This is a genomic window from Ramlibacter sp. (genome assembly GCF_036383835.1).
Classification (GTDB): domain Bacteria; phylum Pseudomonadota; class Gammaproteobacteria; order Burkholderiales; family Burkholderiaceae_C; genus Ramlibacter.
In genome coordinates this window covers 34,535-49,878 of record NZ_DASVNN010000043.1, presented here as the reverse complement: position 1 = coordinate 49,878, position 15,344 = coordinate 34,535, and the positions used below count along the sequence as shown (strand labels likewise).

The following is a 15,344-nucleotide window of genomic DNA, read 5'->3' as shown; positions in this document are numbered from 1 at the left end:
CTCACATCTTCTGCGGGGCACTCACGCCCAGCACTGCCAGGCCATTGTGCAACACCTGCGCGACGGCAGCCACCAGCGCGAGGCGCGCGGCGCGCAACTTCTCGTCGTCCACCAGGATCCGCTCGCTGTCGTAGTAGCTGTGGTACGCGGCGGCGAGCTCGCGCAGGTAGAAGGTGACGTCGTGCGGCGCGAAGTCCGCCGCCGCCGCCGTCAGCACCTCGGGATAGCGCGCGAGCTGCAGCATGAGGTTCGCCGCCGCGGGGTGTTCCAGCGAAGACAGGTCGGCGCCGGCGAGCGTGCCGGCATCGCCGCCCCAGGCCGCCAGGACCGAGCAGATGCGCGCGTGGGCGTATTGAACGTAATAGACCGGGTTGTCGTTGTTCTGCGCCAACGCCAGGTCCACGTCGAACACGTACTCGGTGTCGGGCTTGCGTGACAGCAGGAAGAAGCGCACCGCGTCCTTGCTGGTCCACTCGACCAGGTCGCGCAGCGTCACGTAGCTGCCGGCGCGCTTGGAGATCTTCACCTCCTGGCCGCCCCGCATCACGCGCACCATGGTGTGCAGCACGTAGTCCGGATAGCCCTCGGGGATGCCCACGCCCGCCGCCTGCAGGCCGGCACGCACCCGCGCGATCGTGCCGTGGTGGTCGGTGCCCTGGATGTTGACGACCTTGGTGAAGCCGCGCTCCCACTTGGTGATGTGGTACGCGACGTCCGGCACGAAGTAGGTGTAGCTGCCGTCGCCCTTGCGCATGACGCGGTCCTTGTCGTCGCCGTAGTCGGTCGACTTCAGCCACAGCGCGCCTTCGTGTTCGTAGGTCTTGCCGGCATCGCGCAGCCGCTGCACCACCCCGTCGACCTTGCCCGAGGTGTACAGGCTGGACTCGAGGTAGTACTGGTCGAAGCGCACGGCGAAGGCCTGCAGGTCCAGGTCCTGCTCGTGGCGCAGGTAGGCCACTGCGAACAGGCGGATGCCGTCGAGGTCGTCCGCATCGCCGCTGGCGGTGAACTCGCGGTCGTCCGACTTCACCGTCTTCTTCGCCAGGAAGTCGTTCGCGATGTCCTGGATGTAGTCGCCGTTGTAGGCGGCCTCGGGCCACTGCGCGTCGCCGGGCTTGAGGCCCTTGGCACGCAGCTGCACCGAGGTGGCCAGCGTCTGGATCTGCACGCCGGCGTCGTTGTAATAGAACTCGCGGTGGACGTTCCAGCCCTGCGTGGCGTACAGGTTGCAGATCGCGTCGCCCAGCGCGCCCTGGCGGCCGTGGCCCACGTGCAGCGGGCCGGTGGGGTTGGCCGACACGTATTCCACCAGGACGCGGCGGCCGTGCAGCGCCTGCTGGCCGAAGCCGGCACCGGTGGCGAGCACCTCGCGCACCACTTCCTGCTTGGCGGCGGGCTTGAGGCGGATGTTGAGGAAGCCGGGGCCGGCGATCTCGATCGCATCGACCCACTTCTGGAAGGCCGGCGACGCGAGCAGGGCCTCGCGCAGGCCTTCGGCGACCTGGCGCGGGTTCTTCTTCAGCGGCTTGGCGAGCTGCATCGCGGCGGTGCAGGCGAGGTCGCCGTGGGCCGCCACCTTGGGGCTTTCGAAAGCAGCCTTGTCGGCCGCACCCGGCGACAGCTGTTCCAGCCCGGCCGCCAGCGCGGCGAGCAGTTCTTGTTTCGCTTGGAGCATCGGGGGATTTTAAGTTGGGGACCCCGCCCGTCCCCGCCGTGGCCTCATTTGCCCCCGAAGCCCCGCGCCAGGCAGGCCGCGGCCAGCGGGATGAAGGGGATGATGTGGGCCTGGAGCATGACCAGCTTGCGCGCCTTGCGCACCTCCTCCGGCGCGGGCAGCGCGCCGGAAGCGCGCAGGTCCTTGCGCCAGCGGAGGAAGCGCAGCGTCGGCGCGATCGAGATCAGCCCGACCGCGATGAAGGCCCCGAGCTTCAGGTGCAGCAGCCAGTTGCCCCAGTACCAGGCCGCGCCCTTGGGGCCCAGGTAGACGCGGACCAGGCCGGTGGCGAGCACGGCCAGCGCCGCGATGCCGTAGATGCGGTCGACCGTCGCCAGCCGCTCGACGATCTTCGCGTTCATCCACTCGGGACGGCACAGCGCCGCCTCGCTGGAGATGAACACCACCAGCGCGAGGATGGCGGAGATGTGCAGGAATTGGAGGATGGCGTCCAGGGTCATGCGGGCGGGTGCGCGGCCATCCAGAAGTGCGGCTGCGCGTAGTGGTGCTTGAGGAAATCGATCCACAGCCGCACCCGCAGCGGCAGGTGCTTGCGCTGCGGGAACACGGCGTAGATCCCGTTGGGCGGGGCGGCGAAGCCGGCGAGGATCTCGACCAGGCGGCCGTCGGCGATCTCCTGCTCCACCTCCCAGGTGCTGCGCCAGGCGATGCCGTAGCCGGCCACGCACCATTCGTGCAGCACCTGGCCGTCGGAGCAATCGAGCGGGCCGGCGGGCTTGAGGTGGACGATCTCCGATTCGGCCTTCGGGCTGTCGGGCGGGAGCAGGAAGGCCCAGCCCCGCGTCTGCGACGCATCGCTGGACAGCGTGAGGCAGGCGAAGCGCATCAGGTCCTGCGGATGGTCGGGCGTGCCGTGCCGCTTGAGGTATTCCGGCGCGGCCACGCACATGCGGCGGTTGTCGGCCAGGCGCACGCTCACCAGCGAGGAATCGGGGAAGTCGCCGACCCGCACGGCGCAATCGAAGCCTTCGCCGGCAAGGTCCACCACCCGGTCGCTCAGGTTGAGCGAGATGGTCACGTCGTTGTGCAGTTCGCGAAAGCGCGGCACCAGCGGCGCCACGTGGCGGCGGCCGAAGCCGGCCGGCGCGGTGATGCGCAGGTGCCCGCTCGCCTTGACGCCGCCGGCGCTGACGCTCGCTTCGGCGTTGGCGAGGTCGGCCAGCAGCCGCTGGCAGTCCTCGAGGAAGGCGCTGCCCTCGTGCGTGAGCGTGATGCGGCGCGTGGTGCGCACCAGCAGCTTCACGCCCAGGCGCTCTTCCAGCGCGTCGAGCCGGCGTCCCATGATGGCCGGCGCGACGCCCTCGGCGCGCGCGGCGGCCGTCAGGCTGCCCTTGGTGGCGACCGAGACGAACGATTCCAGCTGCTTGAGCTTGTCCATGGCGCGCTGATTATGCGCGCGCAGGTCACGAATCCAAGCGAGTCCTCAAGTCATTGCGCCGGACGGTGGCGGCAGCATCCGGGCGATCTGGTCTTCACCGTAGCCCAGTTCCTTCAGCAGTTCGGCCGTGTGCTCGCCCAGTTTCGGCGGCGGCAGGCGCACGCCGGGACGCTCGCCGGCCAGCGTGAGGGGCAGCAGCGGCACCCGCGTCTCGCGCCCGTCGGGCAGCGCCAGCGGCGCCAGGCCGCCGGTCGCGTTGAGGTGCGGATCGTCCAGCAGGTCCTGCGGCCGCGTGATGGGCGCAAACGGCAGGCCCTTGCGCTCGAACACCTCGCTCAGCTCCCCGGCGCCGTGGCGCGCCAGTCGCTCCCGCAGCAGCGGGATCAGCCAGTCGCGCGCCCGCACCCGGTCGTTGTTGGTCTTCAGGCGCTCGTCGCCCTGCAGGTCGGCATAGCCGAAGGCCTCGCAGAAGATCTTCCACTGCGTGTCGCTCACCGCCGCCAGGAAGATCTGCTCGCCGTCCTTCACGGTGAACACGTCGTACACGGCCCAGGCCGAGATGCGCGCCGGCATCGGGTCGGCCGCCTTGCCGGTGACGGCGAACTGCATCATGTGCTGGGCGACCAGGAACACGTTGTTCTCGAACAGCGCGCTCTGCACTTCCTGGCCGCGGCCGGTCTGCTCGCGCTGCGCCAGCGCCGCCATCGCGCCGATCGCGCCGAACATGCCGCCCATGATGTCGTTGACGCTGGTGCCGGCGCGCAGCGGGTCGCCGGGGCGGCCGGTCATGTAGGCCAGGCCGCCCATCATCTGCACCACTTCGTCGAGCGCCGTGCGGTGGTCGTAGGGACCGGGCAGGAAGCCCTTGTGGCTCACGTAGATCAGGCGCGGGTTCAGCTTCGCCAGCGACGCGTAGTCCAGCCCCAGCTTCTTCATCGTGCCGGGCTTGAAGTTCTCGCTGACGACGTCGGCGGTCGCGACCAGGCGCAGCGCCGCTTCCTTGCCTTCGGCCGACTGCAGGTCGAGCGCGATGCTCTTCTTGTTGCGGTTGAACAGCGGATAGAAGCCCGCGCCGGAGCCGAGCAGCCGGCGCGTGTTGTCGCCCGCGGGCGGCTCCACCTTGATCACTTCGGCGCCGAGGTCCGCGAGCACCATGCCGCAGGTGGGGCCCATCACCATGTGGGTGAATTCGACGACGCGGAGGCCCGCGTAGGGCAGCTTGGCTTCAGGCATGCGCCACCTCCTGCGCGAAGCCCTTGGGCAAGCCGGCATCGGGTGTCATGCCGTAGAGCGGCTCGCCGGGCAGGCCTTCGGCCAGCGGCGCGCGCGCGGCCATGAGCTTTTGCAGGTCGACGCCGGTGCGCACGCCCATCGCTTCGAACATGAACACGAGGTCCTCGGTGACCACGTTGCCGGAAGCCCCCGGCGCGTAGGGGCAGCCGCCGAGCCCGCCCAGCGAGCTGTCGAAGGTGCGCACGCCGACGTCGTAGGCGGCCAGGCAGTTGGCCAGGCCCAGGCCGCGCGTGTTGTGCATGTGGGCCGCGCCGGTCTTGTCGCCGATCTCGGCGCGCACGCGCTGGAACAGGCGACGCACCTGCGCGGGATTGGCCATGCCGGTGGTGTCGGAAAGGCCGACGTCGTCGACGCCGGCTGCTGCGAGCGCCGCCGCCAGCCGCACGACGTCGTCCTCGGGCACCACGCCTTGCAGGGTGCAGCCGAAGGCGGTGGAGACGCCGGCTTCGATCTTCGCGGTGGGCGCGAGCTCGTCGCGCAGCGCGAGGATCGCGCGGACCTCCTCCACCATGTCCAGCGGCGTCTTGCGCACGTTGGCCAGGGAATGCGCCTCGCTGGCGGAGACAGGGAGGGTCAGCTTGTGGGCGCCGGCACGCAGCGCGGCTTCGGCGCCCTTGCGGTTCGGCACCAGGGCCATGACGGTCCAGCCGGGCAGCGTCAATGCGTACTGGACGACTTCGGCCGCGTCGGCCATCTGCGGCAGCAGGCGCGCCGGCACGAAGGAGGCGACTTCGATCTCGCGCAGGCCGCTGCCGTGCAATGCGGCGATCCAGCGCAGTTTGGCGGCGGTCGGCATCGTCGCCTTGACGGACTGCAATCCGTCGCGCGGGCCGACCTCGCTGATGAGGACTTCGGGGAGCATGCCGCGATTGTGCGGCAGGCGTGGCAAGGCCGCGTTCCCGGCGTAGGGTGGGCAAGCTCGCTTGCCCACCATCCGCATCACTCCGCCTTGAACCCCGACGCCTTGATCGGCGCTTCCCAGCGCTTCAGGTGCGTGGCCTGCGTGACCGCCAGGTCGGCGGCCGGCGCGTGGTTCGGCACCAGGCCGAAGTTGTTGATCTTCTCCTGCACGTCCGGCTGCTTGAGCGCATCGGCCACCGCGCGATCGATGCGCGCCACCACGTCGGACGCCATTCCCGGCGGGCCATACAGGCCGAAGAAGGCATCGGCCGCCATGTTGATGCCCTGCTCCTTCAGCGTCGGCACCTCGGGCAGCGCGCGCGAGCGCTGTTCGCCGGTGACGGCCAGGATGCGCACCTTGCCGGCCTTGTGGTGCTCGATGGTCTCGGAAGCCGTGTCCACCATCAGCGGGATCTGCCCGCCGATGAGGTCCTGCGCCGCCGGCGCGCCGCCGCGGTAGGCGACGTGCGTGAGCGGCACGCCGGCCGCCTGCGCCAGCAGCAGGCCGGCGAAGTGGGGCACCGTGCCGGCGCCCGAGGTGGCGTAGTTGGCCTTGCCCGGGTTGGCCTTCATCCAGGCCAGCACCGACTTCAGGTCGCCCTGCGGCGCGGCCGGGCCGGCGGTGACCGCGAAATCGAAAGTGACGATGCGCGAGACCGGCGTGAAGTCCTTGATCGGGTCGTAGCCGATGTTGCTGTAGAGCCAGGGCGCGATCACCATCGCGCCGCTCGGCGACAGCACCAGCGTCTGGCCGTCGGGCGCGGCGCGCTTCAATTCGCCCAGCACCAGGCGGCCGGCCGCACCGGGCTTGTTGTCGACGATGACGGTCTGGTTCAGCGTCACCGCCATCTTCTGCGCCAGCAGGCGGGCGATGACGTCGGCCGAGCCGCCGGGCGGGAAGCCCACCAGGATCTTGAGCGTGCGGTCCTGCGCGAGCGCGGCCGGCGCTGCCAGGGTGGCGGCCGCGAGCGCGGCGAAGTGGCGGCGTTTCATGTCGTGTTCTCCTCGGATGGTTTTCGGATCCCTTCGAACGTTAGCAAGCTACCATTCCGCCTGCCATCCGGGCGCACCCGGAGGACCCTCCAACGGAGACAAGAGGAAGTACGCCATGACCGTCATCGACGTCCACACCCACATGTTCACCCACAAGTGGCTCGCGCTGCTGCAGGAGAAGGGGGGCATCTACAACATCCAGGTCCGCCCGGACGGCCAGCGCGAGATCTTCCGCGGCAACACGCCGGTCGTGCTGCCGCAGAAAGGCCACTTCGACTGGGAGCTGCGCATCGAGCACATGAACGCGGCCAAGGTCGACGTCTCGGTCGTGTCCCTCACCTGCCCCAACGTCTACTGGGGCGGCGAGGAAGCGAGCGTGCAGGCCGCGCGCGAAGCCAACGACAACGTGGCCGAAGCGCAGTCGCGCTACCCCGACCGCATCCGCTGGTTCGCCTCGCTGCCCTGGGAGTATCCGCAGCGCGCCGTCGAGGAGCTGGAGCGCGCCTGCGCCAAGGGCGCGGTGGGCGTGATGGTGCTGGCCAACGTGGCCGGCAAAAGCCTCACCGATCCCATGTTCGCGCCGATCTGGAAGGCGATCGACGACCGCAAGCTGCCGGTGCTGGTGCACCCGACCGATCCGCCCGGGGTCGATGCCATGGACATGACCAAGTTCGACCTGAGCTGGTCCGTGGGCTTCATGTTCGACACCACGCTGGCGATCACCCGCATGATCTTCGAGGGCTTCTTCGACCAGTACCCGAACCTGAAGGTGATCGCGTCGCACGGCGGCGGCACCCTGCCCTACCTGGTCGGGCGTTTCGAGAAAGGCGACGAGGTCGAGCTGCCCTCGCGCCGCCAGATGAAACGCAAGCCCACCGATTACCTGCGCCATATCCATTACGACTGCATCACCTACAACCCCGGTGCACTGCAATACCTGATCTCCGTGGTGGGCGCGGAGCAGGTGATGTTCGGCACCGACTGGCCGCACTGGGTGCACGACACCAAGGGCGCCTTCGCCAACACGGCGCTGCTGCCGGAAGCGCAGATGCACGCGGTTCGATCTCGCAATGCGGAACGCGTTTTCGGGTTCTGAGGTCGATTACCGACACCAACGTCACTGATTCCGAACTTTTCTCGTCACCAATGACGAGGAAGGTTCCGAATACAGTATCGCCATGGACCATCCCAAGGCGGTACTGTTCGATGCCTACGGCACCTTGTTCGACGTGTACAGCGTCGGCCTGCTCGCGGAACAACTGTTTCCCGGGCAGGGACAGGCCTTGTCCGTCCTCTGGCGCGACAAGCAGATCGAGTACACGCGCCTCGTCACCGCCAGCAACGACGGCGCGCACTACCAGCCCTTCTGGGAACTGACGCGCGCCGGACTGCGCTACGCCTGCAAGCGCCTCGGCCTCGAGCTCACGGCCGAACGCGAGCAGCAGCTGATGAACGAGTACCGGCATCTCTCGGCCTTCCCCGAGAACCGCGAGGTGCTGCAGGTGCTGCGCACGCGCGGCGTCGTCACCGGCATCCTGAGCAACGGCGACCCCGAGATGCTGCGCATCGCCGTGCGCAGCGCCGGACTCGAAGGGCTGCTCGATCACGTGATCAGCGTCGACGGCGTGCGCAAGTACAAGACGCATCCCGAGGCCTACCGCCTCGGCGTGCAGGCCGTGAAGAAGCCGGCCGGCCAGATCCTTTTCGTCAGCTGCAACGGGTGGGACGCGCTGGGCGCCACCTGGTTCGGCTACCGCACGCTGTGGGTCAACCGCTACCGCCTGCCCTTCGAGGAACTGGGGACCCAGCCGACGCGCGTGGGCAGCAGCCTCGACGACGTGCTCGCATTTTTCGATTAGCAACTTCCCGAGAGAGAAACCATGACCAGCCGGACCCCGATCCACGGACTCGAAGTGGACGACGCGCTCAAGCGCTTCATCGACGAACAGGTGCTGCCCACGGTGGGCGTAGCCCAGGAGAAGTTCTGGAAAGGCTTCGATGCGATCGTTCGCGAGCTCGGCCCGAAGAATGCGGCGCTGCTCGCCGAACGCGAGCGCCTGCAGTCGGAGCTCGATGCCTGGCACCGGAAGAACCCGGGCCCGATCCGCGACATGGCCGCCTACCGCGGCTTCCTGGAAAAGATCGGCTATCTCGTGCCCGTCCCGGAGGGCGCGAAGGCCACGACCGCCAACGTCGACGCCGAACTCGCGCTGCAGGCCGGCCCGCAGCTGGTGGTGCCCATCCTCAACGCCCGCTACGCGCTCAACGCCGCCAACGCGCGCTGGGGTTCGCTGTACGACGCCTTCTACGGCACCGACGTGATCCCCGAAACCGGCGGCGCCGACAAGGGCCCCGGCTACAACGAAGTGCGCGGCGCCAAGGTGATCGCGCGTGCGCGCCAGGTGCTGGACCAGGCGGCGCCGCTGGCCAAGGGCTCGCATGCGGACGCCACGGCTTACCGGGTCGAAGGCGGCCAGCTGGTGGTGCAGTTGCGCGGTGGCCAGTCCAGCGGCCTGAAGGATCCGGCGAAGTTCGCCGGATTCCAGGGCGAGGCTTCGGCGCCCTCCTCCGTGCTCCTGAAGAACAACGGCCTGCACCTGGACCTCGTGATCGACCGCAGCAGCACGATCGGTGCGACCGATGCCGCGGGCGTGAGCGACCTGGTCGCCGAAGCGGCCCTGTCGACCATCCTGGATCTCGAGGACTCCGTAGCCGCTGTGGACGCGCAGGACAAGCTGCTCGCCTATCGCAACTGGCTGGGCATCCTGCTGGGCACGCTCACGGAGCAGGTGAGCAAGGGCGGCAAGTCCTTCACCCGCGGCCTCAACAAGGACCGCGTCTACCAGGGCCCTGATGGCCGCGAAGTGCGCCTGCACGGCCGCTCGCTCCTGTTCCTGCGCAACGTCGGCCACCTCATGACCAATCCGGCCATCCTGTGGGACGGCGGCAAGGAGATCCACGAAGGCATCATGGACGCGGTGATCACCACCGCGATCGCGATGGTCGACCTGCAAGGCCAGGGCAAGGACGGCATCCGCAACTCGCGCACCGGCTCGATCTACATCGTGAAGCCCAAGATGCACGGCCCCGCGGAAGTGGCGTTCGCTTCCGAGCTGTTCGGCCGCGTGGAGCAACTGCTCGGGCTGCCGGCGGACACCGTGAAGCTGGGCATCATGGACGAGGAGCGCCGCACCAGCGTGAACCTGCAGGCCTGCATCGCCGCGGCGCCGGCGCGCGTGGCCTTCATCAACACCGGCTTCCTCGATCGCACCGGCGACGAGATGCACACCGCCATGCACGCGGGCCCGATGATCCGCAAGGGCGACATGAAGTCCAGCGCCTGGATCCAGGCCTACGAGAAGAACAACGTGACGGTGGGCCTGGCCTGCGGCTTGCGCGGCCGCGCGCAGATCGGCAAGGGCATGTGGGCCATGCCGGACATGATGGCCGCGATGCTGGAACAGAAGATCGTGCACCCGAAGGCCGGCGCGAACACCGCGTGGGTGCCGTCGCCCACCGCGGCGACGCTGCACGCGCTGCACTACCACCAGGTCGACGTGTTCGCCCTGCAGCAGGACCTGGAGAAGGCCAGCGCCGGGGCCGAGCGCGAGAACCTGCTCACCGGCCTGCTCACGGTGCCCGTCGCCGCGCAGGCGAACTGGAGCGCGGAGGAGCGCCAGCAGGAACTCGACAACAACTGCCAGGGCATCCTGGGCTACGTGGTGCGCTGGATCGACCAGGGCATCGGCTGCTCCAAGGTGCCCGACATCCACAACGTGGGCCTGATGGAAGACCGCGCGACGCTGCGCATCTCCAGCCAGCACATCTGCAACTGGCTGCTGCATGGCGTCGTGACGGAGCAGCAGGTGCGCGAAACGTTCAAGCGCATGGCCGCCGTGGTGGACAAGCAGAACGCGGGCGATCCCTTCTACCGGCCGATGGCGGGCCACTGGGACACTTCCGCCGCGTTCCGGGCGGCCCAGGACCTGGTGTTCGAGGGCCAGGAGCAGCCCAGTGGCTACACCGAGCCGCTGCTGCACGCCTGGCGCCTGAAGGTGAAGGCCGCGCGCTAACACATCGATACATCTGTCGCCGTCCGGCGCGCCCGATGGCGCGACCGGCGGGGCGACCTTGCGGGCCATCGCGAGCGTGCATCCAATCGCCCCCAAACAAGGGAGCGTTCAGGGGCACATGTCCGCAGTCGTCAGCCACACCATCGAGCGCAGCGTCGGCGAAGCGGCCGATGCCGCGGCGCGCCTGATCGAACGCTGCGTCCAGCATGCGGTCGCGGAGCTGCAGGCTTCCGAGACGAAGGCGGAAGCGGAGCGTCGCAAGGAGGTCTCCGAGGCCTGGCGCGCGATGCTGACGCGCCGCGAGGACTGGGGCCAGCGCTTCCCGGGCCTGCTGCAGGCGGCCATCGAGGCCGACGTCTGCGGCGACGGACCCGCGCCCACCGAGACCGGCAACTCCGGTTTCGCGGCGCTCACCCTCGTCGACGACAGCGAGATCTCCCGCAAGATCGAATCGACGCGGCTCGCGCAGCAGCTCACGGCGATGCTCGAGCGGCCGCTGGCGGAACTCGATCCCCTCATGAGCAGCGCGCTGGGGCTGGACGGCATCCAGCCGCAACGCAATCCGCTGCGCCCCGGCATCTATGCGCAGGTGCTGCGCAAGCTGGTCGAGGACGACCAGTCCGAACCGGGATGGACCGCGCTGTGGCTGCGTTCCATGGTGAAGCCGCTGGCGCAAGGCCTCGACGAGCTGTACCGCGGACAGGCGAAGCTGTTGACCGACGCGCAGGTGCATGCGGCGGACTACAAGGTGCTGACCACGCCGGGCAAGGCGCCCGCCGCGGCGGCACCGAAACCTGCACCCCTCGCGGCTTCCGCGCCGGCGGTTGGCCCTGCTGGCACCGCCGCCGTCGGTACCGCGCCGGCACCGGTTGCCGCGGCCGCTCCTGCCGCGGCCGCTCCTGCCGCGGTCCTGCCGCGCCTGGACGCCGCACGCCTGCAGCAATTCCTCGCGCGCGACGAAGCGCAGGCGCACGAAGCGCTCGGCGCCGACTTCCTCGCGCAGGCCGAAGCCGAACTGCGCGCGCTCGAGGAGCGTGTCGACGCGCGCAGCTTCGATGCGCAGGCCGCGCAGCAGCACCGGGACCTGCCCGTGGTCGACCGCCCGGCGCGCAGCGTCGGTACCGACAGCCCGCTGCCCACCGAGCGCTGGGGCGAGTACGCCGCGCCGCGCGAGCGCTCGCTGGTGCGCGGCCGCCTGAAGACGCAGGCGCGCGAACTGGGCCAGGTGATCGGCCTGGAAGCGGTGCGCCAGGTGATCGACAAGGTCGCGGAAGATCCGCGGCTGCTGGCGCCGGTGCGCGAGGCGATGGTGGCGCTGGAACCTTCGCTGGCGCGCCTGGCCATGGTGTCGCCGCGCTTCCTCAGCGACGACGCGCATCCGGGCCGGCAGCTGGTCGAACGCGTCGCCCAGCGCAGCTTCAAGTACAACGACGAATTCAGCCCCGAGTTCCAGGACTTCGTCGGCACGGTGGCCGAAACGGTCGGGCGGCTGAACCAGCTGGAGAAGTTCCGCAACGCGACGCCCTTCCAGGCGGCGCTGGCCGCGCTGCAGACCGAGTGGGCCGAGGTCGATGCGGAGGAACAGGACAAGCAGCGCAAGGCCCTCGAGCGCGTGCAGTTCGCCGAGCGCCGGCAGAAGGAGGCCGAGCAGCTCGCCGGGCAATGGAAGCAGCGCGAGGACCTGCGCGCCGCGCCGCAGCCGGTGCAGGACTTCGTGCTGCGGACCTGGTCGCTGGTGATGGCGCACGCGAAGCTCACGCACGATAGCCAGGAGGACGATCCCGGCGGCCATCGCGCCGTCGTCACGGATCTCCTCTGGAGCGTGAACCGCGACGCCACGCTGCACGAACCGGCCCGCGCCTTCGCGCTGATCCCGCGGCTGCTGCAGAAGCTGCGCGACGGCCTTGCCTCGCTGGGACAGGCGCCGTCGGACAGCGACGCGTTCTTCCATGAGCTGGAGAACCTGCACCGCCCGGTGCTGAAGCTGCGGGCCCGTCACCGCCACGGCACGGTCGCGCCGCCGGAGCCGCCGCCGCCGACCTCGGTCGCACCGCAGCGACCCGCCGAGCAGCCCTGGATGCCCGAGGCGGAGTTGCGGGCCGCCGGCTTCGACGACACGCACCCGAGCGACTTCCACGACCTGCCGCCGGAGCAGCGCCCGACGCAGGGCGCGGCACAGTCCCTGGGCGACAGGGCCGCGGAGGAAGTCCTCGGCAGGCTGGAACCGGGCACCTGGGTCGACCTGTTCGCGCACAGCCAGTGGCGCCGCGCCAAGCTGGCGTGGGCCGCCGACAAGGGCACCCTGTTCATGTTCCTGAGCCAGGGCGGCCAGCCGCATTCGATGACGCGCCGCAGCCTGCACAAGCTGGTGAAGCACCAGTTGCTGCGGCCCGTGCTGGGCGACGGCGTGGTGCCGCGGGCGCTGCAAGGCCTGGCCCAGCCCTCGCCGCTGACGGCCTGAGCTCGCCCACCGCGGGTAGGATGCGGGCGTGAACGCGCGCCTTCCCGATCCCGCCTCGTGCCCCCTCTGTGGCCAGGCCAACCGCTGCGCCATGGAAGTGCAGCGCGAAACCGGCCAGCCCCAGCCGCCCTGCTGGTGCACGAAAGTGGACTTCGGCACGGAGCTGCTCGCGCGCGTGCCTGCCGAAGCGCAGTGCCTCGCCTGCATCTGCCCCGCCTGCGCCAGCGGCGCGAAGAGCGCGTGAGCGATCCCTCCTCGATCGCGGCCCTGCGCGAGCGGCATGGCCCGCGCTACCGCTGGCTGCTGCTCATCTCCGTGATGGTGGGCACGATGGCGTCCATCATGTCGTCGACCGTGGTGAACGTCGCGATCCCCGGCATGAGCCACTACTTCACGCTCGACCAGGGGCGGGCCCAATGGGTCAGCTCCGGCTTCATGGTGGCGATGACGGTGTCGATGCTCACCACGCCCTGGCTGCTCGCGCGCTACGGCTATCGGCGCACCTACGTCGGCACCATGGTCCTGCTGATGGCGGGCGGCCTGGCCGGCGGGCTCGCCGCGCACTTCCCTGTCGTGCTCGCTGCGCGCGTGGCGGAAGGACTCGCCGCCGGCGTCGTGCAGCCGATTCCCGCGATCATCATGCTGCGGGCCTTCGAGCCGCACGAGCAGGGTCGCGCCAGCGGCCTGTTCGGCATGGGCGTGGTGCTGGCGCCGGCGCTGGGCCCCAGCATCGGCGGGGTGCTGGTCGACTGGTTCGGCTGGCGCTCGATCTTCTTCATGGTGGTGCCCTTCTGCCTCGGCTCCATCTGGCTCGCCTACCGCTACGTGCCCACCAGCGCGCCGGGCGGTGCCTCGGCGCAGTCGCAAGGCCCGCGCCTGGACTGGCGCGGCCTGCTGCTGGGAAGCGTGGGCACGCTGTGCCTGCTCAACGGCCTGGTGGAAGTGCGCGGCGGCAATCCCGCACTGGCGGCGGCGCTGCTGCTCGGCGCGCTCGCGGCACTGGCGGCGACGATCCTGTGGCTGCGGCACGCGCGCCGCACCGGCCGCGAGGCGCTGATCAACCTGGACCTCTTCGCCTACCGCACCTACACCTACGGCAGCCTGGTCGCCTTCATCTACGGCATCGCGCTGTTCGGTTCCACCTACCTGCTGCCGGTGTACATGCAGCTCGCGCTGCAGCTGCCGGCCTCGCACGTCGGCACCATCCTGCTGCCCTCGGGCATCGTGCTGGCGATCACGATCGGCATCGCCGGTCGCCTCACCACCCGGCTGCCGACCTACGTGATGGTGAGCGGCGGGCTGGTGCTGCTCGCCGCGTCCTTCGCGCTGATGCCGACGGTAGGACTGCAAACCGGCCTGTGGGTGCTGGTGGCCTGGGCGATCCTCGGGCGCATCGGCCTGGGCTTCATCCTGCCTTCGCTGAACCTGGGCGCGATGCGGCCGCTCGACAAGGCGCTGATCCCGCAGGGCGCCAGCGCGATCAACTTCCTGCGCATGCTGGGCGGCGCCACCGGCGTGAGCCTGTGCGCCATCGTGCTCGAGTGGCGGCTGGCGGTACACGGCGACGCGCTGACGCGGCCCGGCACCAGCGTCGCCCGGCTGGCGGCCTTCAACGAGTCCTTCCTGCTGCTGGCGGCGATCTGCGGACTGGCCGTGATCGCCGCGTGGCGGCTGCGCGATCCGCCCGGGCACGTGCCCGTTGAAGAATAATCGTCCCATGTGCCAGCTGCTGGGGATGAACTGCAACACGCCCACGGACGTGACGTTCAGCTTCGCCGGCTTCCGCCAGCGGGGCGGCCGCACCGACGAACACGTGGACGGCTGGGGCATCGCCTTCTTCGAAGGGCTGGGGCTGCGGCATTTCGTCGACCACCAGGCGGCGGCGGAATCGCCCATCGCGGAGCTGATCCGCCGCTATCCCATCAAGAGCCGCAACGTGATCGCGCACATCCGCAAGGCGACGCAGGGCGTGGTGGCGCTGGAGAACTGCCACCCCTTCGTGCGCGAGCTGTGGGGCCGCTACTGGGTGTTCGCGCACAACGGCGACCTGCAGGACTTCCATCCGCGCCTGCACGCGAACTTCCGCCCGGTCGGCTCCACCGACAGCGAACGCGCCTTCTGCTGGCTGATGCAGGAGATGGCGAAGTCGCACGCCGGCGTGCCCAGCGTGGAGGAACTGACGCTGACGCTGCGGGAGCTGACGCCCTGGATCGCGAAGCACGGCCGCTTCAACTTCATGCTGTCCAACGGCGATGCGCTGTGGGCGCACTGCTCCACCAACCTGTGGCACGTGCAGCGCAAGCACCCCTTCGCGCATGCCAAGCTCGCGGACGAGGACCTCAGCATCGATTTCGCGCAGCACACCACGCCGGAGGACAAGGTGGCCGTGGTGGTGACCGCACCGCTGACGGTCGACGAAGCCTGGACGCAGTTCCAGCCGGGGGAGCTGAAGGTCTTCGTGGGTGGGGCGCTGGTGGGATAGTCGTCATCCCCGCGCAGGCGGGGACGACG

The 15,344-nt window shown here is 69.7% G+C and carries 13 protein-coding genes; 7 read left to right on the top strand and 6 right to left on the bottom strand.

The features are described from left to right. Position 1 precedes the first annotated feature (1 nt). The 6 genes from argS to VF522_RS07320 form a co-directional block, all read right to left on the bottom strand. Complete coding sequence (gene argS / locus VF522_RS07345) at positions 2 to 1,675, bottom strand: arginine--tRNA ligase (RefSeq protein WP_330907583.1); 1,674 nt, start codon at positions 1,673 to 1,675, stop codon at positions 2 to 4. A 44-nt stretch (positions 1,676 to 1,719) separates the two neighbouring features. Then, positions 1,720 to 2,175: a DUF2214 family protein gene (locus VF522_RS07340; protein ID WP_330907582.1), complete on the bottom strand. Its 456-nt coding sequence runs from the start codon at positions 2,173 to 2,175 to the stop codon at positions 1,720 to 1,722. Further along, on the bottom strand, positions 2,172 to 3,113 hold the full coding sequence (locus VF522_RS07335) for a LysR family transcriptional regulator (protein ID WP_330907581.1): 942 nt from the start codon (positions 3,111 to 3,113) through the stop codon (positions 2,172 to 2,174). The genes VF522_RS07340 and VF522_RS07335 overlap by 4 nt, the downstream gene beginning before the upstream one ends. Positions 3,114 to 3,158: 45 nt before the next feature. Next, positions 3,159 to 4,346 carry a CaiB/BaiF CoA-transferase family protein gene (locus VF522_RS07330; RefSeq protein ID WP_330907580.1) on the bottom strand — a complete coding sequence of 396 codons (1,188 nt, stop codon included), beginning with the start codon at positions 4,344 to 4,346 and terminating at the stop codon, positions 3,159 to 3,161. Next, complete coding sequence (locus tag VF522_RS07325; RefSeq protein WP_330907579.1) at positions 4,339 to 5,268, bottom strand: hydroxymethylglutaryl-CoA lyase; 930 nt, start codon at positions 5,266 to 5,268, stop codon at positions 4,339 to 4,341. Before VF522_RS07325 ends, VF522_RS07330 begins: the two co-directional genes overlap by 8 nt. A gap of 77 nt (positions 5,269 to 5,345) precedes the next feature. Beyond that, entirely contained in the window at positions 5,346 to 6,299 is a 954-nt protein-coding gene (locus VF522_RS07320) for a Bug family tripartite tricarboxylate transporter substrate binding protein (RefSeq protein WP_330907578.1), read from the bottom strand. Between the two features lie 115 nt (positions 6,300 to 6,414). Between VF522_RS07320 and VF522_RS07315 the strand changes: the two genes are divergently transcribed. The 7 genes from VF522_RS07315 to VF522_RS07285 all read left to right on the top strand — a co-directional run bounded on the left by VF522_RS07315 (position 6,415) and on the right by VF522_RS07285 (position 15,315). Beyond that, positions 6,415 to 7,395 (top strand): amidohydrolase family protein, encoded by a 981-nt coding sequence (locus tag VF522_RS07315; RefSeq protein WP_330907577.1) that lies wholly within the window; start codon positions 6,415 to 6,417, stop codon positions 7,393 to 7,395. An 82-nt stretch (positions 7,396 to 7,477) separates the two neighbouring features. Next, the gene (locus VF522_RS07310) at positions 7,478 to 8,158 is read left to right on the top strand and encodes a haloacid dehalogenase type II (protein WP_330907576.1); all 681 of its coding nucleotides are present in this window, start codon (positions 7,478 to 7,480) and stop codon (positions 8,156 to 8,158) included. Positions 8,159 to 8,179: 21 nt separating this feature from the next. Further along, a complete protein-coding gene (locus tag VF522_RS07305) occupies positions 8,180 to 10,372 on the top strand; it encodes a malate synthase G (RefSeq protein ID WP_330907575.1) in 2,193 nt (730 codons plus the stop codon). A gap of 118 nt (positions 10,373 to 10,490) precedes the next feature. Beyond that, positions 10,491 to 12,833: a DUF1631 family protein gene (locus VF522_RS07300; protein WP_330907574.1), complete on the top strand. Its 2,343-nt coding sequence runs from the start codon at positions 10,491 to 10,493 to the stop codon at positions 12,831 to 12,833. Between the two features lie 28 nt (positions 12,834 to 12,861). Beyond that, positions 12,862 to 13,077, top strand: a complete 216-nt coding sequence (locus VF522_RS07295) for a cysteine-rich CWC family protein (RefSeq protein WP_330907573.1) — start codon at positions 12,862 to 12,864, stop codon at positions 13,075 to 13,077. Further along, on the top strand, positions 13,074 to 14,543 hold the full coding sequence (locus VF522_RS07290) for an MFS transporter (protein ID WP_330907572.1): 1,470 nt from the start codon (positions 13,074 to 13,076) through the stop codon (positions 14,541 to 14,543). Before VF522_RS07295 ends, VF522_RS07290 begins: the two co-directional genes overlap by 4 nt. Positions 14,544 to 14,550: 7 nt before the next feature. After that, complete coding sequence (locus VF522_RS07285; RefSeq protein WP_330907571.1) at positions 14,551 to 15,315, top strand: class II glutamine amidotransferase; 765 nt, start codon at positions 14,551 to 14,553, stop codon at positions 15,313 to 15,315. Positions 15,316 to 15,344: the final 29 nt, after the last annotated feature.

Bases quoted from the DNA above. Each gene is read 5' to 3' on its own strand.
- argS (WP_330907583.1), bottom strand. From the start codon at position 1,675: ATGCTCCAAGCGAAACAAGAACTGCTCGCCGCGCTGGCGGCCGGGCTG.
- VF522_RS07340 (WP_330907582.1), bottom strand. From the start codon at position 2,175: ATGACCCTGGACGCCATCCTCCAATTCCTGCACATCTCCGCCATCCTC.
- VF522_RS07335 (WP_330907581.1), bottom strand. From the start codon at position 3,113: ATGGACAAGCTCAAGCAGCTGGAATCGTTCGTCTCGGTCGCCACCAAG.
- VF522_RS07330 (WP_330907580.1), bottom strand. From the start codon at position 4,346: ATGCCTGAAGCCAAGCTGCCCTACGCGGGCCTCCGCGTCGTCGAATTC.
- VF522_RS07325 (WP_330907579.1), bottom strand. From the start codon at position 5,268: ATGCTCCCCGAAGTCCTCATCAGCGAGGTCGGCCCGCGCGACGGATTG.
- VF522_RS07320 (WP_330907578.1), bottom strand. From the start codon at position 6,299: ATGAAACGCCGCCACTTCGCCGCGCTCGCGGCCGCCACCCTGGCAGCG.
- VF522_RS07315 (WP_330907577.1), top strand. From the start codon at position 6,415: ATGACCGTCATCGACGTCCACACCCACATGTTCACCCACAAGTGGCTC.
- VF522_RS07310 (WP_330907576.1), top strand. From the start codon at position 7,478: ATGGACCATCCCAAGGCGGTACTGTTCGATGCCTACGGCACCTTGTTC.
- VF522_RS07305 (WP_330907575.1), top strand. From the start codon at position 8,180: ATGACCAGCCGGACCCCGATCCACGGACTCGAAGTGGACGACGCGCTC.
- VF522_RS07300 (WP_330907574.1), top strand. From the start codon at position 10,491: ATGTCCGCAGTCGTCAGCCACACCATCGAGCGCAGCGTCGGCGAAGCG.
- VF522_RS07285 (WP_330907571.1), top strand. From the start codon at position 14,551: ATGTGCCAGCTGCTGGGGATGAACTGCAACACGCCCACGGACGTGACG.